The organism is Streptomyces sp. NPDC086147 (assembly GCF_040702165.1).
Classification (GTDB): Bacteria; Actinomycetota; Actinomycetes; order Streptomycetales; family Streptomycetaceae; genus Streptomyces.
In genome coordinates, this window is sequence record NZ_JBFBJO010000005.1 from 410,754 (window position 1) to 434,676 (window position 23,923).

At 74.9% G+C, this 23,923-nt stretch carries 20 protein-coding genes and 1 tRNA gene; 10 read left to right on the plus strand and 11 right to left on the minus strand.

What is annotated here, in order from left to right:
• The first annotated feature begins 93 nt into the window (after positions 1-93).
• Entirely contained in the window at positions 94-1,539 is a 1,446-nt protein-coding gene (locus AB0398_RS14980; RefSeq protein WP_366375092.1) for a hypothetical protein, read from the plus strand.
• Between the two features lie 299 nt (positions 1,540-1,838).
• Here AB0398_RS14980 and hppD read toward each other — a convergent pair whose 3' ends face one another.
• Positions 1,839-2,984: a 4-hydroxyphenylpyruvate dioxygenase gene (hppD, locus tag AB0398_RS14985; protein ID WP_366375094.1), complete on the minus strand. Its 1,146-nt coding sequence runs from the start codon at positions 2,982-2,984 to the stop codon at positions 1,839-1,841.
• Positions 2,985-3,105: 121 nt separating this feature from the next.
• On the opposite strand from hppD, the gene AB0398_RS14990 reads away from it, so the two are divergent.
• The 4 genes from AB0398_RS14990 to AB0398_RS15005 all read left to right on the plus strand — a co-directional run bounded on the left by AB0398_RS14990 (position 3,106) and on the right by AB0398_RS15005 (position 5,829).
• Positions 3,106-3,585, plus strand: coding sequence for an Lrp/AsnC family transcriptional regulator (locus tag AB0398_RS14990; protein WP_366375096.1), 480 nt, complete (start codon positions 3,106-3,108; stop codon positions 3,583-3,585).
• A gap of 88 nt (positions 3,586-3,673) precedes the next feature.
• The gene (locus AB0398_RS14995) at positions 3,674-4,279 is read left to right on the plus strand and encodes a winged helix-turn-helix domain-containing protein (RefSeq protein ID WP_366375098.1); all 606 of its coding nucleotides are present in this window, start codon (positions 3,674-3,676) and stop codon (positions 4,277-4,279) included.
• Between the two features lie 48 nt (positions 4,280-4,327).
• Positions 4,328-4,510: a hypothetical protein gene (locus AB0398_RS15000; protein WP_366375099.1), complete on the plus strand. Its 183-nt coding sequence runs from the start codon at positions 4,328-4,330 to the stop codon at positions 4,508-4,510.
• Positions 4,507-5,829 (plus strand): MFS transporter, encoded by a 1,323-nt coding sequence (locus tag AB0398_RS15005; RefSeq protein ID WP_366375100.1) that lies wholly within the window; start codon positions 4,507-4,509, stop codon positions 5,827-5,829. Before AB0398_RS15000 ends, AB0398_RS15005 begins: the two co-directional genes overlap by 4 nt.
• Here AB0398_RS15005 and AB0398_RS15010 read toward each other — a convergent pair.
• From AB0398_RS15010 to AB0398_RS15035, 6 genes are all read right to left on the minus strand, one after another.
• Complete coding sequence (locus AB0398_RS15010) at positions 5,783-6,577, minus strand: S16 family serine protease (RefSeq protein ID WP_366375102.1); 795 nt, start codon at positions 6,575-6,577, stop codon at positions 5,783-5,785. The genes AB0398_RS15005 and AB0398_RS15010 overlap by 47 nt on opposite strands.
• A gap of 87 nt (positions 6,578-6,664) precedes the next feature.
• Positions 6,665-7,306 (minus strand): helix-turn-helix domain-containing protein, encoded by a 642-nt coding sequence (locus AB0398_RS15015; protein ID WP_053648453.1) that lies wholly within the window; start codon positions 7,304-7,306, stop codon positions 6,665-6,667.
• A 382-nt stretch (positions 7,307-7,688) separates the two neighbouring features.
• Entirely contained in the window at positions 7,689-9,485 is a 1,797-nt protein-coding gene (locus tag AB0398_RS15020) for a DEAD/DEAH box helicase (protein WP_366375256.1), read from the minus strand.
• 119 nt (positions 9,486-9,604) lie between these two features.
• Entirely contained in the window at positions 9,605-9,976 is a 372-nt protein-coding gene (locus AB0398_RS15025; protein ID WP_366375104.1) for a Fic family protein, read from the minus strand.
• A complete protein-coding gene (locus AB0398_RS15030) occupies positions 9,973-10,170 on the minus strand; it encodes an Arc family DNA-binding protein (protein ID WP_030210013.1) in 198 nt (65 codons plus the stop codon). Before AB0398_RS15030 ends, AB0398_RS15025 begins: the two co-directional genes overlap by 4 nt.
• Before the next feature lie 32 nt (positions 10,171-10,202).
• Positions 10,203-11,726 (minus strand): MFS transporter, encoded by a 1,524-nt coding sequence (locus AB0398_RS15035; protein ID WP_366375106.1) that lies wholly within the window; start codon positions 11,724-11,726, stop codon positions 10,203-10,205.
• A 179-nt stretch (positions 11,727-11,905) separates the two neighbouring features.
• Between AB0398_RS15035 and AB0398_RS15040 the strand changes: the two genes are divergently transcribed.
• Positions 11,906-11,980 (plus strand) — tRNA-Cys (locus AB0398_RS15040).
• 162 nt (positions 11,981-12,142) lie between these two features.
• Positions 12,143-12,448: a hypothetical protein gene (locus tag AB0398_RS15045; RefSeq protein WP_366375108.1), complete on the plus strand. Its 306-nt coding sequence runs from the start codon at positions 12,143-12,145 to the stop codon at positions 12,446-12,448.
• 131 nt (positions 12,449-12,579) lie between these two features.
• On the opposite strand, the gene AB0398_RS15050 is transcribed toward AB0398_RS15045, so the two are convergent.
• Positions 12,580-13,314: a hypothetical protein gene (locus tag AB0398_RS15050; RefSeq protein ID WP_366375110.1), complete on the minus strand. Its 735-nt coding sequence runs from the start codon at positions 13,312-13,314 to the stop codon at positions 12,580-12,582.
• A 332-nt stretch (positions 13,315-13,646) separates the two neighbouring features.
• Between AB0398_RS15050 and AB0398_RS15055 the strand changes: the two genes are divergently transcribed.
• The 3 genes from AB0398_RS15055 to AB0398_RS15065 all read left to right on the plus strand — a co-directional run bounded on the left by AB0398_RS15055 (position 13,647) and on the right by AB0398_RS15065 (position 18,972).
• Positions 13,647-14,570 carry a serine/threonine protein kinase gene (locus AB0398_RS15055; RefSeq protein WP_366375112.1) on the plus strand — a complete coding sequence of 308 codons (924 nt, stop codon included), beginning with the start codon at positions 13,647-13,649 and terminating at the stop codon, positions 14,568-14,570.
• 65 nt (positions 14,571-14,635) lie between these two features.
• Positions 14,636-16,828 carry a protein kinase gene (locus AB0398_RS15060; RefSeq protein WP_366375114.1) on the plus strand — a complete coding sequence of 731 codons (2,193 nt, stop codon included), beginning with the start codon at positions 14,636-14,638 and terminating at the stop codon, positions 16,826-16,828.
• Positions 16,829-16,875: 47 nt separating this feature from the next.
• Positions 16,876-18,972, plus strand: a complete 2,097-nt coding sequence (locus AB0398_RS15065; protein WP_366375116.1) for a serine/threonine-protein kinase — start codon at positions 16,876-16,878, stop codon at positions 18,970-18,972.
• 67 nt (positions 18,973-19,039) lie between these two features.
• Here the strand turns inward: AB0398_RS15065 and AB0398_RS15070 are convergent, their stop codons facing one another.
• Genes AB0398_RS15070 through AB0398_RS15080 form a run of 3 tightly spaced genes read right to left on the minus strand, consistent with a single transcriptional unit; the run spans position 19,040 to position 23,759 of the window.
• A complete protein-coding gene (locus AB0398_RS15070) occupies positions 19,040-21,361 on the minus strand; it encodes a molybdopterin cofactor-binding domain-containing protein (RefSeq protein WP_366375118.1) in 2,322 nt (773 codons plus the stop codon).
• Positions 21,358-22,887, minus strand: a complete 1,530-nt coding sequence (locus tag AB0398_RS15075; protein ID WP_366375119.1) for a 2Fe-2S iron-sulfur cluster-binding protein — start codon at positions 22,885-22,887, stop codon at positions 21,358-21,360. Before AB0398_RS15075 ends, AB0398_RS15070 begins: the two co-directional genes overlap by 4 nt.
• Complete coding sequence (locus AB0398_RS15080; RefSeq protein ID WP_366375121.1) at positions 22,884-23,759, minus strand: FAD binding domain-containing protein; 876 nt, start codon at positions 23,757-23,759, stop codon at positions 22,884-22,886. The genes AB0398_RS15075 and AB0398_RS15080 overlap by 4 nt, the downstream gene beginning before the upstream one ends.
• Positions 23,760-23,923 lie beyond the last annotated feature (164 nt).

A 23,923-nucleotide genomic window follows, 5' to 3' on the forward strand; every position in this document is an offset into this window, starting at 1 on the left:
CAGCGTGGCACCCGGGGCCATCGGTGTGAACCCGCCGGGGCCGGCGCTTCGTGTGCTCTTCGTACGGGTGGGGCCGGGCGCACAGTGAGTGCCGTGAAGAGCCAGAACGTGTCGAGGACGGTCCTCGCCGCCGGTGTGGGCGCGGTGCTCGCGGCGACGGCGCTGCTGTACGCCCCGGAGTTCCTGGGCCGGGGGGCGCCGCCCCCGCCGGGACCGGCGGAGCGGGCGGTGATCGCGGCCCACGCGGGCGCGCAGGCGGCGCTCCCGGACCTGGCCGCGCTGATCGCGGACCGGGAGAAGTGGCTGTGGGCGCACCCGGGCGACGGGGCGGCCTGGGCGGAGCTCGGCGCGGCGTACACGGAGCGCGGGACGCGGCTCGGGGACGTACGGGACTATCCGCGGGCCGAGGAGGCGCTGCGGCGCTCCCTGGCCGAACGGCCCGCCGCGCGCGGCAACATGGCCGCGCAGCTGGGCCTGGGGGCCCTCGCGGGGGCGCGGGGCGACTGGCGGGCCGCCCGGGAGTGGGGCGAGCGGGTGCGGAAGGCGGAGCCGGGGCGCTGGCCGGTGTACCCGGTCCTGATCGACGCGTACAACGGCCTCGGGGACTACGGGGCGGCGCGGAAGGCGATGGAGAGGCTGGAGGAGCTGCACGCGGGCGCGGTGGTGCGCGCGCGGGCCTCCCAGACGTACCGCGACCGGGGCTGGCGCGAGGACGCGGACGCGGCGGCCCTGGACGCGGCGTCGCTCGCGGAGGCGGACGCGGAGAAGGCGGCGGCCCTCGGGAGGCTCGGGGACCTGGCGTGGGAGCGGGGCGAGCCGGAGGAGGCCCTGGAGCGGCACGGGGCGGCGCTGCGTCTCGTCCGGGACCACGGGCCCTCGCTCGCGGGCCGGGCGCGGGCGCTCGCGGCCCTGGGGCGCACGGAGGAGGCCGTACGGGACTGGCGGGCGGCCCTGGCCCGGCTGCCGCTGCCGGAGTACGTCCTGGAGGCGGGCGAGCTGTACGAGTCGCTGGGCCGGGACGCGGACGCGCGGGCGCAGTACGAGCGGCTGCGGACGGGCACGTGGGCGCGGGCGGAGGTGCCCCTGGGGCTGCTCGGCGCGGACCACGGCGATCCGGCGGCGGCGGTGGTCCGGCTGCGGGCGGAGTGGGCGCGCGGGCACCGCTCGGTGGGGGTGGCGGACGCGCTGGGCTGGGCGCTGTTCCGGTCGGGGCGGGCGGCGGAGGCGCTGGAGTACGCGAAGCGGGCCACGGAGGAGGGGCTGCGGAGCGCGCTCTTCACGTACCACCGGGGCGAGATCGAGCGGGCGCTGGAGCTGCGGGGCCCGGCCCGGCGCCATCTGGCGGAGGCCCTGCGGATCAACCCGGCCTTCTCGCCCCTGCACGCCCCGAGGGCGGCGGCGGCGCTCGCGGCGGTCGGGGAGCCGCCGGACGAACTGCCGGAGGGGGTGCGGCCGGAGGGGCCGGAGGACACGGCGAAGCCCGCGCGGGCGGAGAAGCCGGTGGAGAAGACGGCCGCGGACACCGGTACGGGCGCGTAGAGCGGCGCGGGAAGGGCGTTCGGCCGGGCACGCGCGCGTGGGGCAGGAGCAGGACCGATGAGCGACATCACCCTCACGTTCAGCCGGGCACGCGCGCGTGGGGTCAGGTGCGCGCGCGTGCCCGGCCGTCCTGAAGGGTGGCGTCCCGGGCGAGCCCCGTGTCCCGCCGGAACGCCGGGGCCGTGCGCCGGGTCCGGTGGGTGGCCGGGCCCGGGCCGGCCCGGTCGGTGGCGCGGCGAGGGGGTCCGGGGTGCTGCCCCGGACCCCCTCGCGCGCGTGGGCGGCTCCCAGGAGTCCTCCTAGAGGTTGCCGCGCTTCTCCTGCTCGCGCTCGATCGCCTCGAAGAGGGCCTTGAAGTTGCCCTTGCCGAAGCCCATCGAGCCGTGGCGCTCGATCATCTCGAAGAAGACGGTCGGGCGGTCCTGGACCGGCTTGGTGAAGATCTGGAGCAGGTAGCCGTCCTCGTCGCGGTCGACCAGGATCTTCAGCTCGCGCAGGGTCTCGACCGGCACCCGGGTCTCGCCGGCCCACTCGCCGAGGGTGTCGTAGTACGAGTCGGGGGTGTCGAGGAAGGCGACGCCCGCGGCCCGCATCGCGCGCACGGTGGCGACGATGTCGTTGGTGGCGAGCGCGATGTGCTGGACGCCGGCGCCGCCGTAGAACTCCAGGTACTCGTCGATCTGCGACTTCTTCTTCGCGATCGCGGGCTCGTTGATCGGGAACTTCACCTTGAGGGTGCCGTCCGCGACGACCTTCGACATGAGCGCCGAGTACTCGGTCGCGATGTCGTCGCCCACGAACTCCTTCATGTTCGTGAAGCCCATGACCTTGTTGTAGAAGCCGACCCAGTCGTTCATCTTCCCGAGTTCGACGTTGCCGACGCAGTGGTCGATGGCCTGGAAGGTGCGCTTGGCCGGGGGCTCGACGATCGGGTTGGCGGAGACGAAGCCCGGCAGGTACGGGCCGCTGTAGCCGGAGCGCTCGACCAGGGTGTGGCGGGTCTTGCCGTAGGTGGCGATGGCGGCGAGGACGACGGTGCCGTGCTCGTCCTTCACCTCGTGCGGCTCGGTGACGCCGGTGGCGCCGTGCTCGACGGCGTACGCGTAGGCGGCGCGGGCGTCCGGGACCTCGATCGCCAGGTCGACGACGCCGTCGCCGTGCTCGGCGACGTGCTCGGCGAGGAAGCGGCCCCGGTCGGTGGAGGCCTTGATGACGGAGGTGAACACGAAGCGCGCGGCGCCGTTGGTGAGGACGTAGCTCGCCGTCTCGCGGCTGCCGTTCTCCGGTCCGGAGTAGGCGACCAGCTTCATGCCGAAGGCGGTGGAGTAGTAGTGGGCGGCCTGCTTGGCGTTGCCGACGGCGAAGACGACCGCGTCCATTCCCTTCACGGGGAAGGGATCGGCCTGCCGCGCCGTGGAGGGGGTGTGGTGGATGGTCTCAGTCATGGCAGCAATGTCCCGCCGTTCTGCAAGGTGCGCAAGAGTTCGCTGAACCGCTGGTCAATCTGTACAGCGGAGCGTCAGGATGGTCGGGCGACTTGTACATCCTGACCACGGAGGGGCCGCTGTGGCGATCGATCATTTGGACGGGCGGCTGATCGCGCTGCTCGCGCGCGAACCGCGCATAGGGGTCCTGGAGGCGTCCCGGCGCCTGGGGGTGGCGCGGGGGACGGTGCAGGCGCGGCTCGACCGGCTCCAGGCGTCCGGGGTGATCAGGGGGTTCGGGCCGGAGGTGGACCCGGCGGCGCTCGGCTATCCGGTGACGGCCTTCGCGACCCTGGAGATCAAGCAGGGGCAGGGCGCGGACGTGCGGGGGCACCTGACGACGGTGCCGGAGGTCCTGGAGCTGCACACGACCACGGGCCACGGGGACATGCTCTGCCGGCTCGTGGCCCGCTCGAACGCGGACCTCCAGCGGGTGATCGACAAGGTGGTGGGGTTCGAGGGGATCGTGCGGGCGTCGACGGCGATCGTGATGGAGAACCCGGTGCCGCTGCGGATCATCCCGCTGGTGGAGCAGGCGGCGAGCGGGGAGCCGCCGGCGTAACGGGCCACCGCACCCCAGGAGCTCCATACAAAGAAGTACTTGCAAAGAAAGCCTTGCAAGTACTTCTTTGCATGTTTACGCTCAGGGCATGCCCGAGCCCGAGAAGCGCCCCGGAGAGACCTCCGGGGAACACGTCGTCCGTCCCCTCGACCCCCGCTCCCTGCGCGGCCTCGCGCACCCCCTCCGCATCCAGCTCCTGCGCGCCCTGCGCCGCCAGGGCTCCGCCACCGCCTCCCAGCTGGCCGAGCGGCTCGGGGAGTCCAGCGGGGCGACCAGCTACCACCTGCGCCAGCTCGCCGCCCACGGCTTCGTCGAGGACGACCCGGAGCGCGGCAAGGGCCGGGAGCGGTGGTGGAAGGCGGTCCCGGGCGGCACGGTCTTCGACGAGTCGCTCTACCAGAACCAGGACCCGGAGGTCCGGGGCGCCGTCGACGTCTACATGCACGAGATCGCGAACATCCACACCCAGGAGCTGAACACCTACCTCGGCACCCGGGCGGACTGGGACCAGAAGTGGCTTGGCTCCGCCGACATGAGCGACTTCACGCTGCGACTGCCGCCCGCGAAGCTGCGCGAGCTCAGCGAGAAGGTGCACGCCCTGATGGAGGAGTACCGGACCGCCCCCGAGCAGGACGCGCCGGACGCCGAGCGCGTACGGGTCCACCTCCACGCGTTCCCGCAGCGCGAGGACTGAGCGCACCACCCGCCGAAGCCCCCGTACGCACACGGAAGGACCACGCACATGCATGCCGACATCCATCTCCAGCTGCACGCCCTGACCGCCGCCGAGGCCCACCGCGCCGCCCGACGCCCGCACGCCGAAAGGGAGTCCCCCACCCTCCGCGTCCAGATCGGCTGGCGCCTGGTCGAGCTGGGCCTGCGGCTCGCGACGCCCGCCGACCGCCCGGTCACCCTGGCCGCATGACCGCGCCGGGGGGAGGCGGGGAGAAGAGGGACGTACGGCCGCTGGCCACCGTCCTGACCGCCAACGCCGTTTCGATCAGCGGCAGTTCACTCACCCTCATCGGCGTCCCGTGGTTCGCCCTGGAGACCACGGGAAGCCCCGGCAAGGCCGGGTTCGTCGCCTTCTGCGCGGCCCTGCCCGTCCTCGTCTCGGCCCTCGCGGGCGGCCCGGTCATCGACCGGCTCGGCCGCCGCCGGGTCAGCGTCGCCTCCGACCTGGTCTGCGGCCTGGCGCTCGCCGCGATCCCGCTCCTGCACCACGCCGGGGCCCTGCGGTTCTGGACGCTGTGCGCCCTGATGGCGGTCAACGGCCTGTGCCACGCGCCCGGCGAGATGGCGCGGCACGTCCTGGTCCCCGAGCTGGCCGGGCGGGCCGGGACCTCGCTCACCCGGGCCGCCAGCCTGTACGACGCCGTGTCGCGCGGGGCCCGGATGGCGGGCGCCGGCGTCGCCGGGCTGCTCGTCGCGTTCATGGGCGCCGACACGGTCCTGCTCCTCGACTCGGCGACCTTCGCCCTCTCCGCGCTGCTCGTCCTGGCCGGACTGCGCGGGGTGCCCGCGGCGGAGCCGGTGCGCGGCGGCCCGCCGCTCTCCCCCGCCCGCTACCGGGCCGATCTGCGCGAGGGGTACGCCTTCCTGTTCCGCGCCAAGCTGCTGCTCGGCATCACCGCCATGGTGATGGTGACCAACGGCCTGAGCCAGAGCTGGAGTTCGGTGCTGCTGCCGGTGCACGCCCGGGAGAACCTGGACGGGCCCGCCACCCAGGGCCTGCTCGTCGCGGTCTTCGGCGGCTGCGCCCTCGCGGGGGCGCTGCTCTACGGGGCGGTCGGGGAGCGCTTCCCGCGCCGGGCCGTGTTCACGGCCGGGTTCCTGGTCGGCGGCGCCCCGCCGTACGTCGTGGCCGCACTCACCGACACCACCGCCCCGCTCCTGGTGACGCTCGCGGCGGCCGGGTTCGGCGTCGGGGTGCTCAACCCGATCCTGTCCACGGTGACGTACGAGCGGGTCCCCGAGGAGCTGCGCAGCCGGGTCATGGGCGCGAGCACGGCCGGGGTGTTGCTCACGACCCCGCTGGGCGGCCTCGCGGCCGGCCTCCTGGTCGAGCGGATCGGTCTGACGGCGACGCTGCTCGGGATCGGGGCGGCCTACTTCCTGGCGACGCTCTCGCCGCTGGTGTTCCCGGCCTGGCGGGAGATGGACGCGAAGCCCGCGCCCGCCGGCCCCTCCGGGGAGGTCAGCAGGACGGAACCTTCGCGTCCTGCCCCTGCTCCAGGGCCCTGAGGGACTCCACCGCGTCGCCGAGGGCGGTGACGGGCACGAGCCGCATCCCCTTCGGCAGCTCGGCCTCCGCGTCCGAGCACTCCGCCTTCGGCACCAGGAAGACGGTGGCGCCGTCCCGGGCGGCGGCCTGCGTCTTGAGGGAGACCCCGCCGACGGCGCCGACCTTCCCGTCGGGCGCGATCGTGCCCGTACCGGCGACGGTCCGGCCGCCGGTGAGGTCGCCGCCGTCCCCGTCCCCGTCGAGCTTGTCGACGATGCCGAGGGAGAAGAGGAGCCCGGCGCTGGGCCCGCCGATGTCGGCGAGGTGCAGGGTCACCTTCACCTTCTCGGGGTCCTTCTTCAGATAGCCGAGGGCGGCGAGGGCGGCCGCGTCCTGCGACTGCCGCATCTGGCCCAGGTTGTGCTTCTCGACCTCCGCGTCCGACTTCCCCGAGGGGTAGACGGAGCCCTTCGGCAGGACGGCCCGGTCGGTGCGGAACCAGGCGTCGGCCACGTCCCCGAAGCGGATGTCCGCCGACGGCCCGGTCGCGAGGATCGTCGTCATCCGCAGCTGCCCCTCGGTCTTCCGGACCGGGGCGCCGGTGACCGTGATGACCTGCTTCCCCTTGTCCTCGCCCAGCACGTCGGCGGTCGTGCCGGGCTGCGCGATCGCGTACGGCAGCGGCGCGAGCCCGACGACGGCGAAGAGCGCGGCGACGGGCAGCGCGCAGAGCGCGAGGGCACGGGGACGGGAGAGGCTGGAGAGCACGCGTCCAATCTACTGGGGCGCGCGGGGGTACGGGGCGGGGGGCACGGGTCGCCGCACGACCCCGTACCGTCCCGGCCGCCGCGCGCCCTAGCGCAGCGCGTCCGCGACCTCGCGGGCCGCGTCCACCACCCTCGGGCCGACCCGTTCGGGGACGGCGTCGGCGAGCATGACGACGCCGACGCTGCCCTCGACCCCCGTCACGCCGACCAGGGGGGCGGCGGCGCCGCTCGCGCCGGCCTCCAGTTCGCCGTGGGTGAGGGTGTAGCCCGGTTCGGTCAGTCCGCCCTGGCGGGCGGCGAGTATCGCGCGGCCGGCCGCGCCCCGGTCCAGCGGGTGGCGGAAACCGGCCCGGTAGGCGACGTGGTAGTCGGTCCAGGTCGGTTCGACGACCGCGACCGCGAGCGCCTCCGCCCCGTCGACCAGGGTGAGGTGGGCCGTGGCCCCGATGTCCTCGGCGAGCGAGCGCAGCGCGGGCAGCGCCGCCTCGCGCACCAGGGGGTGGACCTGGCGCCCGAGCCGCAGCACGCCGAGGCCGACGCGGGCGCGTCCGCCGAGGTCGCGGCGGACCAGGGCGTGCTGTTCGAGCGTGGCCAGGAGGCGGTAGACCACGGTCCGGTTGACGCCGAGTTTGTTGGACAACTCGGTGACGGTCAGGCCGTGGTCGGTGTCGGCGAGCAGTTTGAGGACTCTGAGTCCCCGGTCGAGCGTCTGGGAGGTCTCCGCGGTCACGACGCCCTCTCCTTCGGAGTGGGATGGAGGCGGGACTCTCACGGGGTTGCCTCGCCGGTCCCGCGGCGACGCACGTCAGAGGCCGCCGGCAGGAAGGGGTACACCGGCTGCGCTCCGCGGCGGCGCTGCCACGGGGCGAATGCTTTTGAGCCGGGACAGTAGCGACCCGCTCCGCTCAGCGGAAGACCTCGTCCAGAATCCGGGCGCCGGCGACCGTATGGAGACGGTTCGGGTCGTTCGTCGGCCGGAGGAAGGACTTCGGCGGACAAGATCGGCTATGTCGTGCGGGGCGTCGGTCCCGCGTCGTGACGGGGCGGCGGGACGGCGGAGGCCCGTACGCGCACCGGCGTACGGGCCTCGGCCGGCTCCCCGCGCGGGAGCCTCAGCGCATGCGGGTGGCCCACTCCTGGACCTTCTTGATCCGCTCCCGGATCTGCCCGGCGGTGGCCTCCGCGCTCGGCGGGCCGCCGCAGACCCGGCGCAGCTCGGTGTGGACGACGCCGTGCGGCTTGCCGCTCTGGTGGACGTACGCGCCGACCATCGTGTTGAGCTGCTTGCGCAGTTCGAGCATCTCCTTGTGGGAGACGACGGGCCGCCGCTCGGCGGGCAGCTCCAGGAGGTCCGCCTCGGTGTCCGGCTTCTTGCGGCTGTGCGCGATCTGCCGGGCCTGGCGCTTCTGGAGGAGGAGCTGCACCTGGTCGGGTTCGAGGAGGCCGGGGATGCCGAGGTAGTCCTGCTCCTCCTCGCTGCCGGGGTGGGCCTGCATGCCGAACTCGGCGCTGTTGTAGAGGACGCGGTCGAAGACGGCGTCGGACTCCAGGGCCTCGAAGGGCAGCATGTCCTGCTCGCCGGTGTCCTCGTCCTGCTGCTTCTCGGCCTCCGCCATCTCCTTCTCGGACTCGGCGTACGGGTCCTCGTCCTCGCCCGCCTTCTTCGGCCGGTCGAGCATGTGGTCGCGCTCGACCTCCATCTCGTTGGCGAAGCCGAGGAGACTGGGGATCGTGGGCAGGAACACGGACGCGGTCTCGCCGCGCCTGCGGGAGCGCACGAAGCGGCCGACGGCCTGGGCGAAGAAGAGGGGGGTCGAGATCGTCGTCGCGTACACGCCGACCGCGAGGCGGGGCACGTCGACGCCCTCGGACACCATGCGGACGGCGACCATCCAGCGGTCGTCGCTCTCGCTGAACTCGTCGATGCGGTTCGAGGCGCCCGTGTCGTCGGAGAGGACGAGGGTGGGCCGGGTGCCGGTGATCTCGCGGATCAGCTTGGCGTACGCGCGGGCCGAGTCCTGGTCGGAGGCGATGACGAGGCCGCCCGCGTCCGGGATGGACTTGCGGACCTCGGTGAGCCGCTGGTCGGCGGCGCGCAGCACGTTCGGCATCCAGTCGCCGCGCGGGTCGAGGGCGGTGCGCCAGGCCTGCGAGATCGCGTCCTTGGTCATCGGCTCGCCGAGGCGGGCGGCGATCTCGTCGCCGGCCTTGGTGCGCCAGCGCATGTTGCCGCTGTAGGAGAGGAAGATGACCGGCCGGACGACCCCGTCGCCGAGGGCGTTGCCGTAGCCGTACGTGTAGTCCGCGGAGGAGCGGCGGATGCCGTCGTTGCCCTCCTCGTACGTGACGAAGGGGATCGGGTTGGTGTCGGAGCGGAACGGGGTGCCGGTGAGCGCGAGGCGGCGGGTGGCGGGCTCGAAGGCCTCCAGGCAGGCCTCGCCCCAGGACTTGGAGTCTCCGGCGTGGTGGATCTCGTCCAGGATGACGAGGGTCTTGCGCTGCTCGCAGCGGTTGCGGTGGAGCATGGGCCGGACGCCGACGCCCGCGTAGGTGAGGGCGACGCCGTCGTACTCCTTGCTGAGCGGCCCGGCGCTGTACTCCGGGTCCAGCTTGATGCCTATGCGCGCGGCGGCCGCGGCCCACTGCTTCTTCAGGTGCTCGGTGGGCGCGATCACGGTGATCTGCTGCACGACGTGGTGGTGCAGCAGCCACGAGGCGAGGGTCAGCGCGAAGGTGGTCTTGCCGGCTCCGGGGGTGGCGACCGCGAGGAAGTCGCGGGGCTGCTCCTGGATGTACTTCTCCATCGCGCCCTGCTGCCAGGCGCGCAGCTTGCCGGCGGTGCCCCAGGGGGCGCGGCCGGGGAAGGCGGGAGAGAGGTGGTGTGAGGAGGGGGCGGTGGTAGTCACGATCTCCGGTTCGACGCTCGTCCAGATATGACAACCGGGCCACCTTACCGGCGGCCCGGCCCGGACCTCGTACCCGACGGGGGGTCGACCTCACCCGGTGCGGCGAGCGTCACATTTCCGGTTCAGCGCGCGAACCGGGGCAGTTGTGCGGCGATCTTGGGGACGTCGAGGGCGCCCTGGCAGACGTCCAGGACGAACGCCTCCGCTTCGTCGACGTCGAAGGCCGAGTCCAGCGGATGCCCGTTCATGTGGAGGAAGACCCAGGTCGCGTACCAGGCGATGCGCTTGTTCCCGTCCACGAGCGCGTGGTTGCGGGCGAGCGATTCCATGAGCGCCGCGGCCTTCTGCCAGACGTCCGGGTAGGCGTCCTGGCCGAACACGCTCGACTGCGGACGTGCCAGGGCGGAGTCGAGGAGGCCGTAGTCCCGCACCTCGTCCGCGCCGAGCCGCTGCGCGAGGTTCAGGACCTCGGGGAGCGTGAGGTAGTACGTCACGCGAGCCTCCGGTTCAGCTCCTCACTGACCTTCAGCACGTGCTCGGCCGCCTCGTTGAAGAGGCGGGAGTGCTCGTTTATCGCCCGGATCACGGCGTCGTGCGCGAAGGACTGCATGCTGCGCCCTTCCGCCTCGGCCCGCTCGCGCAGGGCGTCCAGCTCTTCTTCGGTGAACCTGACGTTGAGACCAGCCATGACGCCATGGTACCGCGCGGTACCACATGGTGTCAGGAGGCTTTCGGGCCCCCGGGCCGTCCCGGCTCCCCGTGCAGCCGCGTGGCGACCCACGCCCCCGCCGCCGCCACCCCCGCCATCGGCAGGAAGACCGCCGCGAAGGCGGCCGGGTGGGAGCCGGTGGCGGCCGTGTGGGAGGTGACCGCGTGGCCCACCGCGCCGCCGCCGAGGGCCGCGAAGGCGGCGCCGCCGGAGGCGAGGAGGAGGACGTTGGAGAGGCCGTCGGAGATCTGGAGGGCGGCGGAGTTCGTGCCCGCCTCCTCGGGTGCGGAGAGCTTCAGGAGGAGCACGCTCGTGGAGGAGATCACCGCGCCCATGCCGAGGCAGCCGAAGGCCCAGGCCACCGCGACGGTCCACACGGGGACGGCGGTGATCAGGACGCTCGGCGCCGTCGCGATCGCGAGCGCGACCAGGACCATCCCGAGGACGACGAGCCGCTCGCGGTACGGCTCCGTCCACGGCCGGGACTGGATCCAGGAGCCGAGCGCCCAGGTGAGGCCGCCGACGGCCAGGGAGAGTCCGGCGAGGGTGGGGCTCAGGCCCCGCTGGGTGACCAGCATCAGGGGCACGAAGGACTCGGCGGCGATGAAGGACCCGGCGGCGATCCCGCGCAGCAGGACCACGGAGGGCAGGCCGCGGGCGGCCCGGTAGGTGCCGCGCGGCAGCAGCCCCCGCACGGCGGGCACGAGCAGCGCGGCGCCCGCGGCGGCGGGCAGCAGGGAGAGCCAGCGCAGTTCCTGCCCGGCGTACTGGAGGAGCCCGGCGCCGGCGGAGATGCCGAGCGCCAGCCGGATCCGGCGCCGGTCCCAGGGGGCGACGGGCGCCTCCGGGTCGGCGGGGCCGGAGGCGGTGCGGCGGATCGCGGGGAGGGCGAGGGCGAGCGGCAGGACGACGAGGGCCGGGATGCCGACGAAGACCCAGCGCCAGCCCAGGTGCTCGGTGATCGTGCCGGAGGCGAGCGGTCCGACGACGGAGGGGACGACCCAGCTGGCGGCGAAGGCGGCCATGATCGCGGGCCTGAGGTGCTCGTCGTAGGCGCGGCTGACGACCACGTACAGGGCGACGATGACGAGGCCGCCGCCGAGGCCCTGCACGGCCCGGCCGAGGACGAACATCCACATGGCGCCGGCGGTCCCGGAGAGGAGCAGCCCGGCGGCGAAGGCGGATATGCCACTGGCGAGCGGCGCGAGCGGCCCGCTCCGGTCGGACCACTGGCCGGCCAGGACCATGCCGAAGAGGCTGGTGGTGAAGTACGCGGAGAAGGCGAAGGCGTAGACGGAGACGCCGTTCAGCTCGCGGGCGGCGACGGGCATGGCCGTGCCGACGGCGGTCGCCTCGAAGGCGATGAGCAGGACGACGGAGACGATGCCGATGCTGAGCGCCCGGTGCGCCGGGTCGAGGACGGACCCCGGGGCGGCGGGCTTCCGGTCTCCGGGGCGGTCGGCGCGGGAGCCGGTTCCGGTGTTCGGGTCGACGGCGGCGGCGGTGCCGGCGTCTCGGGGTTCGAGGGCGCTCATCCCCCCAGAGTAAGAGGTGTAGACCTGAATGACCCCTGTCGGAAGTCCGGTGATCACTCGGTCCTCGGTCCTACGACCGCGAACGCGGTGTTGCGGGAGTGTGGCAGTCGCGTGGCACGGCCCCGCGAACCCTTGAGCGCCCTCGGACCGGCCCCTACGGTCGTACCAGTGCACAACACGACCGTGTGCCCGAGTGGTTCAGGGACTCGCCTGCAAAGCGAGTTACGTCGGTTCGATTCCGATCACGGTCTCCACGTCCCTTCGACGGCCCCGGTCCTCTCGGTCCGGGGCCGTCGTCGTGCCCGGCCCGTGGGGAACCGGGCCGGAGCGAAGCCCGTTGTGCAAGCGGACCCTCCGGACGATGATCGCGGTTTCGCACGAGGGGGTAGGGCGGGTCAGCGATGAGGAGAGAGCCGATGGCGTGGTACGGCGCCAGGACCTTCTACCGGTGGGCGACCTGGGAGAACCGGCCCTACGAGGAGCGCGTCGTGCTGTTCCGGGCCCGGTCCCTGGACGAAGCCGTCGAGCTGGCCGAACGGGAGTCGGCCGAGTACGCCGGGGAGGGCGGCTTCGAGGTCCTCGGCATGGTGCAGGTCTACCGGATCTCCGACGGCGACGAGGAGGTGGGCGCGGGCACGGAGGTGTTCTCCAGGCTGCACGCGCTCGACGTCCCGCCGGACGAGTTCCTCGACCGCTACGACTCGGGGCCGGCGCACACCTGAACCGACGGGTGACGCCGTTCGGGTTGCGGGGCAAGCGGCATGAGCCGGCGGCGTCCTGCGGCCGGCACGGGTCCGAGGTCCCCCGGATCGGGAACGCGGTCTCCGAGGGCCCACCCGTCGTGGTGGTGGCGTCACCAGAAGTTGGGGGCGTTCACCTGCCCGGCGGTGCGGACCAGGCCCGTCGCGGGGTCGAGCGTCAGGACGTACATCGTCCGGTGGGTGAGCTCGGTGCTGTTGGCGGTCGTGAAGCCGTTCACCCGGCCGGCGCCGTCCACCCTCATGGAGCGGGAGGACTTCCCGTACGAGCGGTCGGACGGGTAGAAGCCCCAGACCTCCATGAGGTTGCCCGGAGTGAACCCCGAACCCCAGACGCGCAGTTGGTTCTCCCAGCGGGCGCCCGTGCCGTTCGCGGGGAGGCCCGTCGGGTCCTCGTAGCCGTAGACCGCGTTCCGGTTCTCGGTCGAGGTGTAGCCGCGCGTGGGGGGCGGGACGCAGACGTGGTCCGAGGGGCGCGCCTCGCGCCACACGTACCCCTGCTTGCAGGTGTCCGACCCGTAGGCGCCCCCGCCCGGCTGGACGCGCGACGTGGCGGCGGCGTTGTCCTGCTGCGCCCTCGTCCGCACGGCCGGCGGCACGCACACCAGGTCGCCCGGCACGGCCTCGCGCCAGACGAGGCTCGCCTTGCACGTGTAAGGGCCGTACGGCAGGGCCTGGCCCGTCCGTGACTCCTCGGCCTGCGCGGGCGGGGACGCCGCGAACAGCGCCCCCGTCGCGAGGACCAGGGAGGCGAGTACGCCGTTGACGCGCCGGCCGAGCGGACCGCGCGTCGGCGGGGTCTTCCGGGGGTGGTTCTCTCCGGGCCTCATGCGCTGCTCCCGTTCCGACGCGCTCACCCCGTGAGGACCGTTCGGGCGGCCCGGACAGGGGAGTCATCAGGTGCGGTGGGGAGGGGGACCGGTGCGTCCGCGGATGCGGCGGCCGATGCTTTCGGCGGTCGGCTCGATCGCGGAGTTCGTCCGACGGTTCGGAGTCGTGTCCCATCTCCCAGGACAGCACAGGCCCGAGGCCCCCGCAACCGAAGCCTCCGGGGAGGCGGGCACCTGTCCTTCGCCCCTCCCGTGGCCGAAGTCGGCCGCCTCGGTAGGCTCGTTCCCGCTCCGGTGGCCCCGGGGCGTCGGAACGACGGGGGGACGAGCCGGTGGAGCAGGCGCGCACGCAGCGGGAGTCCGCGCGCGGGATCGGACCGTACCGGCTGATCACCCGCCTCGATCCGCCCGGCTCCGCCGTCCCCTGCCGCCGGTTCGTGGCCCGGGGCGAGGACGGGCGCACGGTCCTGCTGAGCGCCCCGCTGCCGGGCGCCGACCCGGCCCGCTTCGCGGTGGAGGCGGAGGCGGGGCGCCACCTGGCGGGGCCGTGGCTCGCACCGGTGACGGAGGTGTCGGCGCCCGTCGGCCACTCCGGCCCCGCCCTCGCACACCACGCCTGGTACGCCACCCCCTACCTCCCCGTCCTCCCCCTCCCCGTCGCCCTCGCCGTCCACGGCGGGCCGCTGCCGGAGGCGGTCGTGCGGGGGGTCGGGGTCGCGCTCGCCGAGACGCTCGCCGCCGTGCACGCGGCGGGCCTCGCGCACGCCGGGGTCTCCCCCGCCGCCGTGCTGATCGCCGCCGGCGGGCCGCTGCTGAGCTGTTTCGGGTCGGTACGGGCCGCGGGGCCCGACGGCGAGCCGCGCGCCGGACTCCCCGGGGTCGATCCCGGGGCCCTCGCCCCCGAGCAGGCGGCCGGGGGACGGCCGCGCCCGCCGGGGGACGTGTTCGCGCTCGGTGCCGTCCTCGCGTACGCCGCCACCGGGCACACCGTGCCCGAGCGGGACGAACTCCCGGCCGGGCTGCGGCCGGTGGTCGCCGCCTGCCTGGCCCGCGACCCCGCCGACCGGCCCACCGCCGCCGCCCTGGCGGCCTCGCTCGCCCCGCCCCCGCCCGCCCCCCCCTCCCTCCCGGTCCCCGGGTGGCTGCCCGGCCGGGTGGTCGCCGCACTCGCCCGCCAGTCCGCCGAACTCCTCGCCGCCGAGCCGCCGCCGCTCCCCGGACGGGCCGCCCCCGGCGCCGTACCCGTACCCACCTGAACGCGCCCCGCCCCCGTACCCACCCGCACACGCCCCCCGTCCCCGGACCGCACGGACCTGACCTCATGCTGTCGCCCCTGACCCACGACGACCCGGCCTCCGTCGCCGCGTACCGGCTCCTCGCCCGCCTCGGCTCCGGCGGCATGGGCACGGTCTACCTGGCCCGCACCCCGGGCGGCCGGACGGTCGCGCTCAAGACCGTGCACGCCCGGCTCGCGGCCGATCCCGCCTTCCGCGGCCGGTTCCGGCTGGAGACGGACGCGGCGCGGATCATCGGCGCCCGCCACGGCGCGGCCGTCGTGGACGCCGACCCGCTGGCCGAGACCCCGTGGCTGGCCACCGAGTACGTCCTCGGGCCGCCCCTCGACGACGCCGTCGCGCTCGGCGGCCCGTTCCCCGAGCCGACCGTCCGCGCGCTCGGCGCCGCGCTCGCCGGGGCCCTCGCCCAGCTCCACTCCTCGGACGTGGTCCACCGCGACCTCAAGCCCTCGAACGTCCTGGTCACCGCCTACGGCCCGAAGGTCATCGACTTCGGCATCGCCCGCGCGGCCGGCGACGACCACCTCACGCGCACGGGGGCGGCGGCCGGCACCCCGGCGTTCATGTCGCCGGAGCAGGCGAGCGGGCGGGAACACGCCCCGGCGGGCGACGTGTTCGCGCTCGCCGGCGTCCTCGTCTTCGCGGCCACCGGCCACGGCCCCTTCGGCACGGGCTCCCCCGCCGACCTCCTGTACCGCGTGCGGTACGCCGAACCCGACCTCACCGGCGTGCCGGAGGCGCTGCTGCCGCTCCTGACGGCGTGCCTGGCCAAGGACCCGGCGGACCGGCCCACCACCACCGTCCTCGTGGAGCACCTGCACGACGGGCACGGGGAGTTCGCGGACCACCTGCCGCCGCTGGTGCTCGCCGACATCGGGCGCCGGGCGACCGACGTGTGGCTGCACGCCCCGCACCGGCTCCCGGCCCCGGAGGGGGCCGCGGCGACGGAGACCGCGCCCGCCGCCGCCCCGCTCTCCCGCCGCCGGCTGTTCTCGGTGGGCGGCGCCGCCCTGCTCGGGGCGGCGGGTGCGGGCGGCGGCCTGTGGGCGTGGCGGAGCGGGCGGGAGGACGGCCCCCCGACCGGCGGAGGATCCGCCGGGCCCACCGCCGTCCCCGCCCCGACGGCCGCGGACGGGGCGCCCGCGCCGCTGTGGCAGGAGAAGGCGTTCGACCGCGAGCAGCGAATCACCCCGCTGGTCGCGGACGGTGTCGTCGGCTTCGCCGAGACCACGGAGTTCCGGGCGCTCGACATGCGCGACGGCTCCGAACTCTGGACCGAGAGCGCGGTGATGGAACCCCGGCAGATCACCACCGACGGCACGGTCTTCCACCTGTCGAGCGGCGAGTTCGAGGGCCCCGGCGTCCTCCACCTCCGTACGCGCGGGGCCCTCGGCGGCGCGGGGACGTCCCGGACGATCGACCTGAAGGGCTTCGAGGGCTCCCACAAGGGCACGGAACTCCTCACCGCCTCCGACGGCGTGCTCTTCGCCTCCTCCCGGCGGGGCGACTGGGACGTCACCGGGGACCGGGACGACACCGGCTGGCACCTGATCGCCGTCGACGTGCGCGCGGGCCGGGAGCTGTGGCGGCAGCCGTACACGTGGGACGGCGTCCGGCCCTGGCTCTCCAAGGTCGTCGGCGACCGGCTGGTCCTCGGCAAGAACAGCGGCGACCTGGACTCCTTCCTGGTCCAGGCGCGCGACCTGCGCACCGGCCGGCAACTGTGGCGGCGGCGGCTGCCCCTGAAGGACTCCGCCTCGTACATCCCCGGTCAACTGGTGACCGACGAGCGGCACGTCTACCTGGGCGGGGACCGGCTGCGGGCCCTGCGCCTCACGGACGGCGCCGTCGCCTGGGAGTACGGCTCCGGTTCCGCCTCCACCTCCTACGGGGTGCCGGCCGTCGCGAACGGCCTGGTCCACGCGCAGGAGCGGAGGGAGACCCCCGGTCTGGTGTCCGTCGGGGCCGACGACGGCCGCAGACACCGGACGGAGGCCCCGTCCGGACGTCCTCTGTCCCCGTACCTCTTCGCCACCCCCGTGGTCGGCGAGAAGTACGTGTACACGCCCGTGCGGGGCGGTCTCAACGCGGTCGCCCTGGACGGTTACCGATCGGACTGGGTGTTCCGGACGGAGGCGAGCCGCTTCGTGACCGACAAGGAGAGGACCCGGCTCTTCGGGGCGGGCCAGACGTCCGTGGTGTCCCTCCCGCTCGCCTGACGAACCCGCCCGCCTCCCCCAGGAACCCCCTACTCGGAAGCGTCTCCATGACTCCTCAGCCCCTCGCCGCCGGCGACCCGCTCCGGCTCGGCCCGTACCGGCTCCTCGGCGTCCTCGGCGAGGGCGGCATGGGCAAGGTGTACGTCGGCCGGGACGGCGCCGGGACGCCCGCCGCCGTCAAGGTCCTCCGCCCCGAGCTCGCCCACGACCCGCACCTGGCCCAGCGGTTCGTCCGCGAGGCCGACATGGCACGGGCGGTCACGAGCACGGGCGTGGCGCGGATCCTCGGAGCGCGGACGGAGGGCGGACGGCCGTGGATCGCGGCCGAGTTCCTCGCCGGGCCGACGCTCGACGACGCCGTCCGTACGTACGGACCGATGGACGTGCCGTCGGTCCGCGTCCTCGCCGCCCGGCTCGCCCGGGCGCTGGCCGACATCCACGCCACCGGCCTGGTCCACCGGGACCTGAAGCCCCCGAACATCGTGCTGACCTCGACCGGGCCCCGGATCATCGACTTCGGCATCGCGCGCCCCGAGCACGGCCTCACCCTCACCACCACGGGCCAGATACCGGTCACCCCGGGGTACGGGGCGCCCGAGCAGGTCCTCGGGCAGCGGGTCGGCCCCGCGGCGGACGTCTTCTCGCTCGGCGCGGTCCTGGTCCACGCGGCGAGCGGGCGGCGCGCCTTCGACGGCGCGCACGTGGCGGCGCTCCAGTACGAGGTGGTGCACGGCGCCCCGGACCTCGGCGGGGTGCCGCCGGAGCTGCGGGAGCTGATCGGCCCGTGCCTGGCGAAGGGTCCGGCGCTCCGCCCGGACCCCGCGCGGATCGCCGCGGCCTTCGCACCGCCGAAGGGCGCCGAGCGGGTGTGGCGCAAGGGGCCGCTCGCCGAGGACATCAAGCGGCGCGAGGCCGCGGTGAAGCGTCTGGCGGCGCCCGCCGACACCACCGTGCCCGGGTCCGGCCGGCCGTCCCGGCGCCGCTTCCTGACCGGCGCGGCCGTGGGCGTGGCGGTGCTCGGCGCGGGCGGCGGGGCGGGCGCCTGGTGGCTGGGCCGGGGCGGGAAGTCGCCGACCGCCGACGTGCCGCCGGCCGTGGCCACCCCCGAGGCGGCCTTCGTCTCGGTCGTCGACACCGCGCCGGGCGAGACCCCGGACGCGCTGTGGGGCCCGGTCGACGGGACGGCGCCGGGGGACGAACTGCCCCTGCCGGTAAGGGACGTGGTGGTCGTACGGGCGGAGACGGGCGGCCTGCTCGCCCTGTCCGTGACGGACGGGAAGGAGCGGTGGCGGGCGAAGGAGGTCGACGCGGACGCCGGTTTCGTGTCCGTCGCGGACCGGATGGTGGTCGGCGTCGACGGGGACGGCGTCCTGTGCGCGTTCGTCGCCTCCACCGGCCGGTCCGTCTGGCGGAGCGGGTCCGGGGTGAAGGACGTCCTCGCGGCCGACCACGCGCGGGTCTACCTGGTGACGGAGGAGAACGAGCTGCGGGCCGTCGACGCCTGGACCCTCGCCACCGTCTGGACGCGCCCGATGACCTCGCCCCGCTCCCCGAACGGCGCCGCGCGGGCCCTCGTGGGCGACCGGCGGCTCGTGATCCACGGCAGGGACGGCCGGGTCGCCGCCCTCGACGCCGAAACGGGCAGGACCGTCTGGGAGTTCACCGGCCAGGGCACCGGCGGCCAGGCCCCGTCACTCAGCGGCAACATCGTCTACTCCGGCGGCCCGAAGCTGACCGCCCGCCGCCTCGACAGGGGCGACCTCCTGTGGGAGGAGGAGGCCAACAGGAAGGAAGTCGGCTGGGGCACCCCCGCCGCGAGCGGCCTCGTCGTCTTCGCGGCCAACTCCTACAACACCTACCGCTACAAGACCCTCGCGGGCGTCCGCTTCCCGTCCTCGGACTGGTACGAGGTCCTGGACGGGACGGGTCCCGGCGCGCTCGCTCCCCCGGCCGTGGAGGGCGCGACGGTCTGGCTCCACGCCCCCGACGGCAGCGGCCTCCAGATCGTGCACAAGGAGACCGGGGACCGCCTCTTCTCCCTCGGCATGAAGGGCCAGGGCGGCTACCGGATGGCGAGCGGGGGCAACCGCGTCTTCCTCGTGCGGGGCGGCCGGATCGCGGCGATGCCGGTGTACGAGGAGTGAGGGTCCCTCCGCGCCGACGATGCCCCCTCCCGCGCCAACGATGGCGCGGAGGGGGCCGGACGGGTCCCTAGGGCGCCGCCACCGCCGCCTGCGGTCGGATCGGGAGGCGGTTGACCGGGCGGCCGGTGGCCGCGCGGACCGCCGCGGCCACGGCGGCGGGCGAGGTGACGACGGGGACGGCGCTCGCGGGCTTGGCGCCGAAGGGGGCCACCACATCGCGCTCCTCGACCAGCTTCACGATCCGGATGTCCGGGGCGTCCAGGGAGGTCGGGAGGGCGTAGCCGGTGAAGTCGGGGTGGCGGACCAGGCCGCGGGCGGTGCGGAGGTTCTCCGTGAGGGCCGCGCCGACGCCCTGGGTGACGCCCGCCTCGATGCGGGTGGCGAGCTGGGCCGGGTTGAGGATCCGGCCGACATCCTGGGCGACGGCCATCTCCACGACGCGCACGGCGCCGAGTTCCACGTCCACGTCCACGACCGCGCGGATCGCGCAGAAGGCGAGGCCCACGAAGGCGTCGCCCTGGCCCGCGTCGTCCAGGGGCTCGGTGGGGTGGGGGCGGCACTGGGCGGTGGCCCAGAGCTCCTTGCCCTCCATCGCCTCGGTGACCGTCGTCGACAGGACGCCGTCGTACGAGGTGATCTTGCCGTCGGTGATCTGGAGCAGTTCGGTCGACATGCCGAACTTGTGGGCGAGCGGCTGGAGGAGCTGGGTGCGGACCATCTTCGCGGCCCGCTCCACGGCCCCGCCCGACACCCAGGTGTGCCGGCCGTGGGCGGCCGGTCCGGCGGGCGGCTGGTCGGTGTCGACGGGCGCGACGTGCACCTCGTCGATCCCCAGGGTCTCCTGCACGATCTGGCGGGCGAGCGTCGAGAAGCCCGAACCGGTGTCCACGGCCGAGCAGATGACCGTGGCCGTCCCGTCCGCGACCCGCACGGTCGCCGTCGAGACCTCGTCGGCGCCCTCCGCGCCGAGCATGTGGACCATGCCGAGCGCGTAGCCCACGCCCCGCCGCACCGCGCCGGGTTCGCCCGCGCCCTCGGGGCCGCCGGGCAGCAGCCACTCGCCCTCGGGGGTGTCCTTGGGCAGCGGCGGCAGCGGGAAGTCCCGTACGGCGGAGAGGAGTTCCGCGACCGGGGCCGGGCAGGTGACCGTCTGTCCGGTGGGCAGGATGTCGCCGGTCGCCATGACGTTCCGCATGCGCAGCTCGGCCGGGTCCACGCCCAGCTTGGCCGCGAGCTTGTCCATCTGCGCCTCGTACGCCGCGCACACCTGCATCGCGCCCTCGCCCCGCACGTGGCCGGAGGGCGGGTTGTTCGTGCGGACGGCCCAGCCCTCGACGAAGGCGTGCGGGACGACGTACGGGCCGCAGGCGAAGGCCACGGCCGCCGCCAGGGACTCGGACGAGGAGTCGGCGTACGCGCCGCCGTCGAGCAGGATCTGCGCCTCCACCTTCACCAGCCGCCCCTCCGCGTCCGCGTGGTGGCGGTAGCGCAGCAGGGTGGGGTGGCGGTGGGCGTGGCCGAGGAACGACTCCTCGCGCGTGGCGGTGAGTTTGACCGGGCAGCCGGTGCGCAGCGCGAGCAGCCCCAGCGGGATCTGGAAGCCCGGGTCCTCGCGGTCGCCGGTGGCGCCCGGGACGCCGGTGACGACCAGCTTGACCTGCTCGGGCAGGAGGCCGAAGCAGGCGGCGGCCAGGTCGCGGTCGGTGTGCGGGTCGGTCGAGGCCGTGTACAGCTCGACGCCGCCGTCGGGGCGCGGGACGGCGAGGCCCGCCTCGGCGCCGATCGGCGCCGGGTCCTGCCGCCCGATCCGGTACAGGCCCTCGACGACGACCTCGCCGGCCGCCTCCGGGTCGCCGAAGCGGAGCGGGATGTGCCGGATCAGGTTTCCGTCGGGGTGCAGCGGCTCGGCCGCGAACGCCTTCTCCGGGTCGGTGACCGGTTCGAGGACCTCGTACTCGACGGCGATCGCGGCGGCGGCGAGCCGGGCCGTGTCGGGGTGGTCGGCGGCGACGGCCGCGAGGGCCTCGCCGTGGTGCCGGACCAGGTCGGAGGCGAAGACGGGCCGGTCGGCGACCCGGCGCCCGTAGGTGGCCGCGCCCGGCACGTCGGCGGCCGTCACCACGGCCCGTACGCCCGGCATGGCGACGGCGGCGGAGGTGTCGACCGAGACGATCCGGGCGTGCGGGTGCGGGGAGCGCAGGATCGCGGCCCAGAGCAGGCCCTCGGCCCACAGGTCGGAGGCGTACGGGAAGGTGCCCTCGGCCTTCGCCCGCGAGTCGGCCTGCGGGAGCGAGGTGCCGAGGCCGTGGGCGGCCGGCTCCTGTCCGAGGGGTCCGGGGACGTCCGTGACCGTGGCCGTGGGAACGGCGGTGGTCGCGTCGCTGCTCACGCCTTGCCTCCGTCGTGCGGGTGCGGGATCTGGTGCGGGATGCGGGCCTCGTCGGCGCTCTCGGGCGCGTGGGCGGCGGCGCCGGCCTCGCGCTCGGCGACGACGTCCCGTACGGCTTCGAGGACGCCCCGGTAGCCGGAGCAGCGGCACAGGTTGCCGGCGAGCGCCTGACGGGTCTCCAGTTCGGTGGGGGCGTGGTTGCCCTCCAGGAGGTCGTGCACGGTCATGCACATGCCGGGGATGCAGAAGCCGCACTGGACGGTGCCGCACCTGGCCATGGCCCGCTGCACATCGGAGGGCTCCCCGTCGGCCGCGAGGCCCTCGACCGTCCGCACCTCGCTCCCGGCGGCGGTCGCCGCGGGGACCAGGCAGGAGGCGACCAGCCGCCCGTCGACCTGCACGTTGCACGCGCCGCACTCGCCCTGCGAGCAGCCGTCCTTGGCCCCGGCGAGCCCGAGGCGCTCGCGCAGGACGTAGAGCAGCGACTCCCCGATCCAGGAACCGGTGACGGGCCGGTCCACGCCGTTGACCCGGAGGGCGTACGAGGTGTGGGGGTGCTCGTCGCTGTCGGTGGAGGCGTGGACCTCCGCCGCGACGGCGGGCACGGGGTCGGGAACGTCCGTGTCGAGGACGGTCTCCGCGCGGAGACCGGCGTCCGTATCGGGCGCGGGATCCGCTTCGGGGGCGTCCGGCGCGGAAGCGTCCTGTACGGCCTCGGGGGCGTCCTGCGCGGCCTCCGGAGCCGGGTCCGTCCCGGGGGCGTCGGGAGCGTCCTGTACGGCCTCCGGGGCCGCGTCCTCGGCGGCCTCCGGCTCGGGCCCGGCCTCGGGCTCCGGCTCCTCCCGGAGCGCCCAGGGCGCGGGCGCGCCGCCCGGAAGGGTCGCCGGGGCCTCGGCGGGGATCTGCCACTGGCCCGTGTCGCCGGGGCCGGGGGCGGCCTCGGCGGCGGGGGCGTGCTCCGCCGGCTCCGTGAAGCTCCACTCGGCCGTCGCGTGCGGGTCCGGCCCGCCGTACCCGGACCGGTCGAAGGGCTCGCCCTGCTGCTCGAAGTACTCGAAACCGCCCTGGTCGCCCTCGAAGCCCTGGGGCTGTTCGTAGTCCTGGGGCTGTTCGTAGTCCCGCGGCTGCTCGTAGCCCTGCGGCTGCTCGGGCTCGTGGCCCCGGCCCGGCTCGTACCCCTGGACCCGGTCCGGCTCGTAGCCCTGACCCTGCTCGTAGCCCCGGTCCGACTCGAAGGCCTGGTCCCGGGCGTGGTCGAAGTACGGGCGTACCGGCTCCGCCTCGACCGGCGGGTGGTCCGGCCAGTTCCCGGTGGCCGCCGGGTCGGTCGCCGGGGGCGGGACGAGCGGCTGGAGCGGGGTGATCATCGGCGGCACGTAGTCGTGGCCGGGCGCCTCCAGGGGCACGCCGTCCAGCATGAAGTCCGGCGGGAGCTGCACGAAGGCGGTCGCGTCGCCGTCGTACCCCTCGCTCTTCGGGATCGGCTCCCAGCCGCCCTGGTTGCCCTGCTGTTCGTCGCTGCTCACGCGAGTGCCCTCCCCAGTGCCCGTCGGGCGAGTGCGGCGACGGTGCGCCGCAGGTGCAGTACGGCCGGGGGCAGTTGCTCGCCCCCTTGCGGGTCCGGGATGCAGGCGGCGGCGACGTACTCGCCGAACGCCGTCAGCGCCTCCGGCGCGAGCCCCCGGTCGTTGTCCCAGTCCACCAGCGAGGCGATCCAGCGCTCGGCCTCCAGGGGGCGCAGCGGCATCGGCGCGACGGCGCCGACGGCGCAGCGCACCCCGCGCCGGGCCGGGTCGAGGACCACGGCGACGGAGGCGGTGGCGCGGGCCGGGCCGGTGCGGCCGGTGGCCTTGAGGAAGACCTGCGGGGCGTGGAGCAGCGGCACCCGGACGAAGCCCACGAGTTCGCCGGGGGCGAGCAGGTCGCGGCCGGCGAGCAGGTGGGAGACGGGGATCTCGCGGCTGCCGAGCGGCCCGAGGACGATGAGGTCGGCCTCCAGGGCGGCGAGGACGGGCAGCGAGTCGCCGGTGGGCGCGGCGGTGACGACGTTGCCGCCGAGGGTGCCGGCGTTGCGGATCTGCGGGGGCCCGGCCGCGCGGGCGGCGGCGGCGAGGGCCGGGATGAGGGCGGCGAAGTCGGGGCGGCCCATCCGGGCGTGGGTGAGGCCCGCGCCGAGGAGGGCGTGGCCGTCCTGGTACTGCCAGCCGCGGATTTCGTTGATGCGGCCGAGGCCGACGAGTCCGGCGGGCCTGAGCTGGCCCTTGTTGACGGCGGCCATGAGGTCGGTGCCGCCGGCGACGGGGACGGCCGCCGGCATGGCCGTGAGCGCCGCGACGGCCTCGTCGAGCGAGGCGGGCAGCGTCACGGCCTGCGCCGTCTGTGGTGCGTGCGTGGTCAACCCGCTGCCCCTTCCCGGTGTCCCGGCGGTCCCCGACTGTGCCCGGCCGTCGCGCCTGCGTGTGGGCGTACCGTACGTGCTCACAGGCCGGACGTGGCAACTCTGGCACATCTTCCGAGCGGTCCGGCGCGAGGGTCCGCGAAGGACTGTTCCGTCCGGGACGT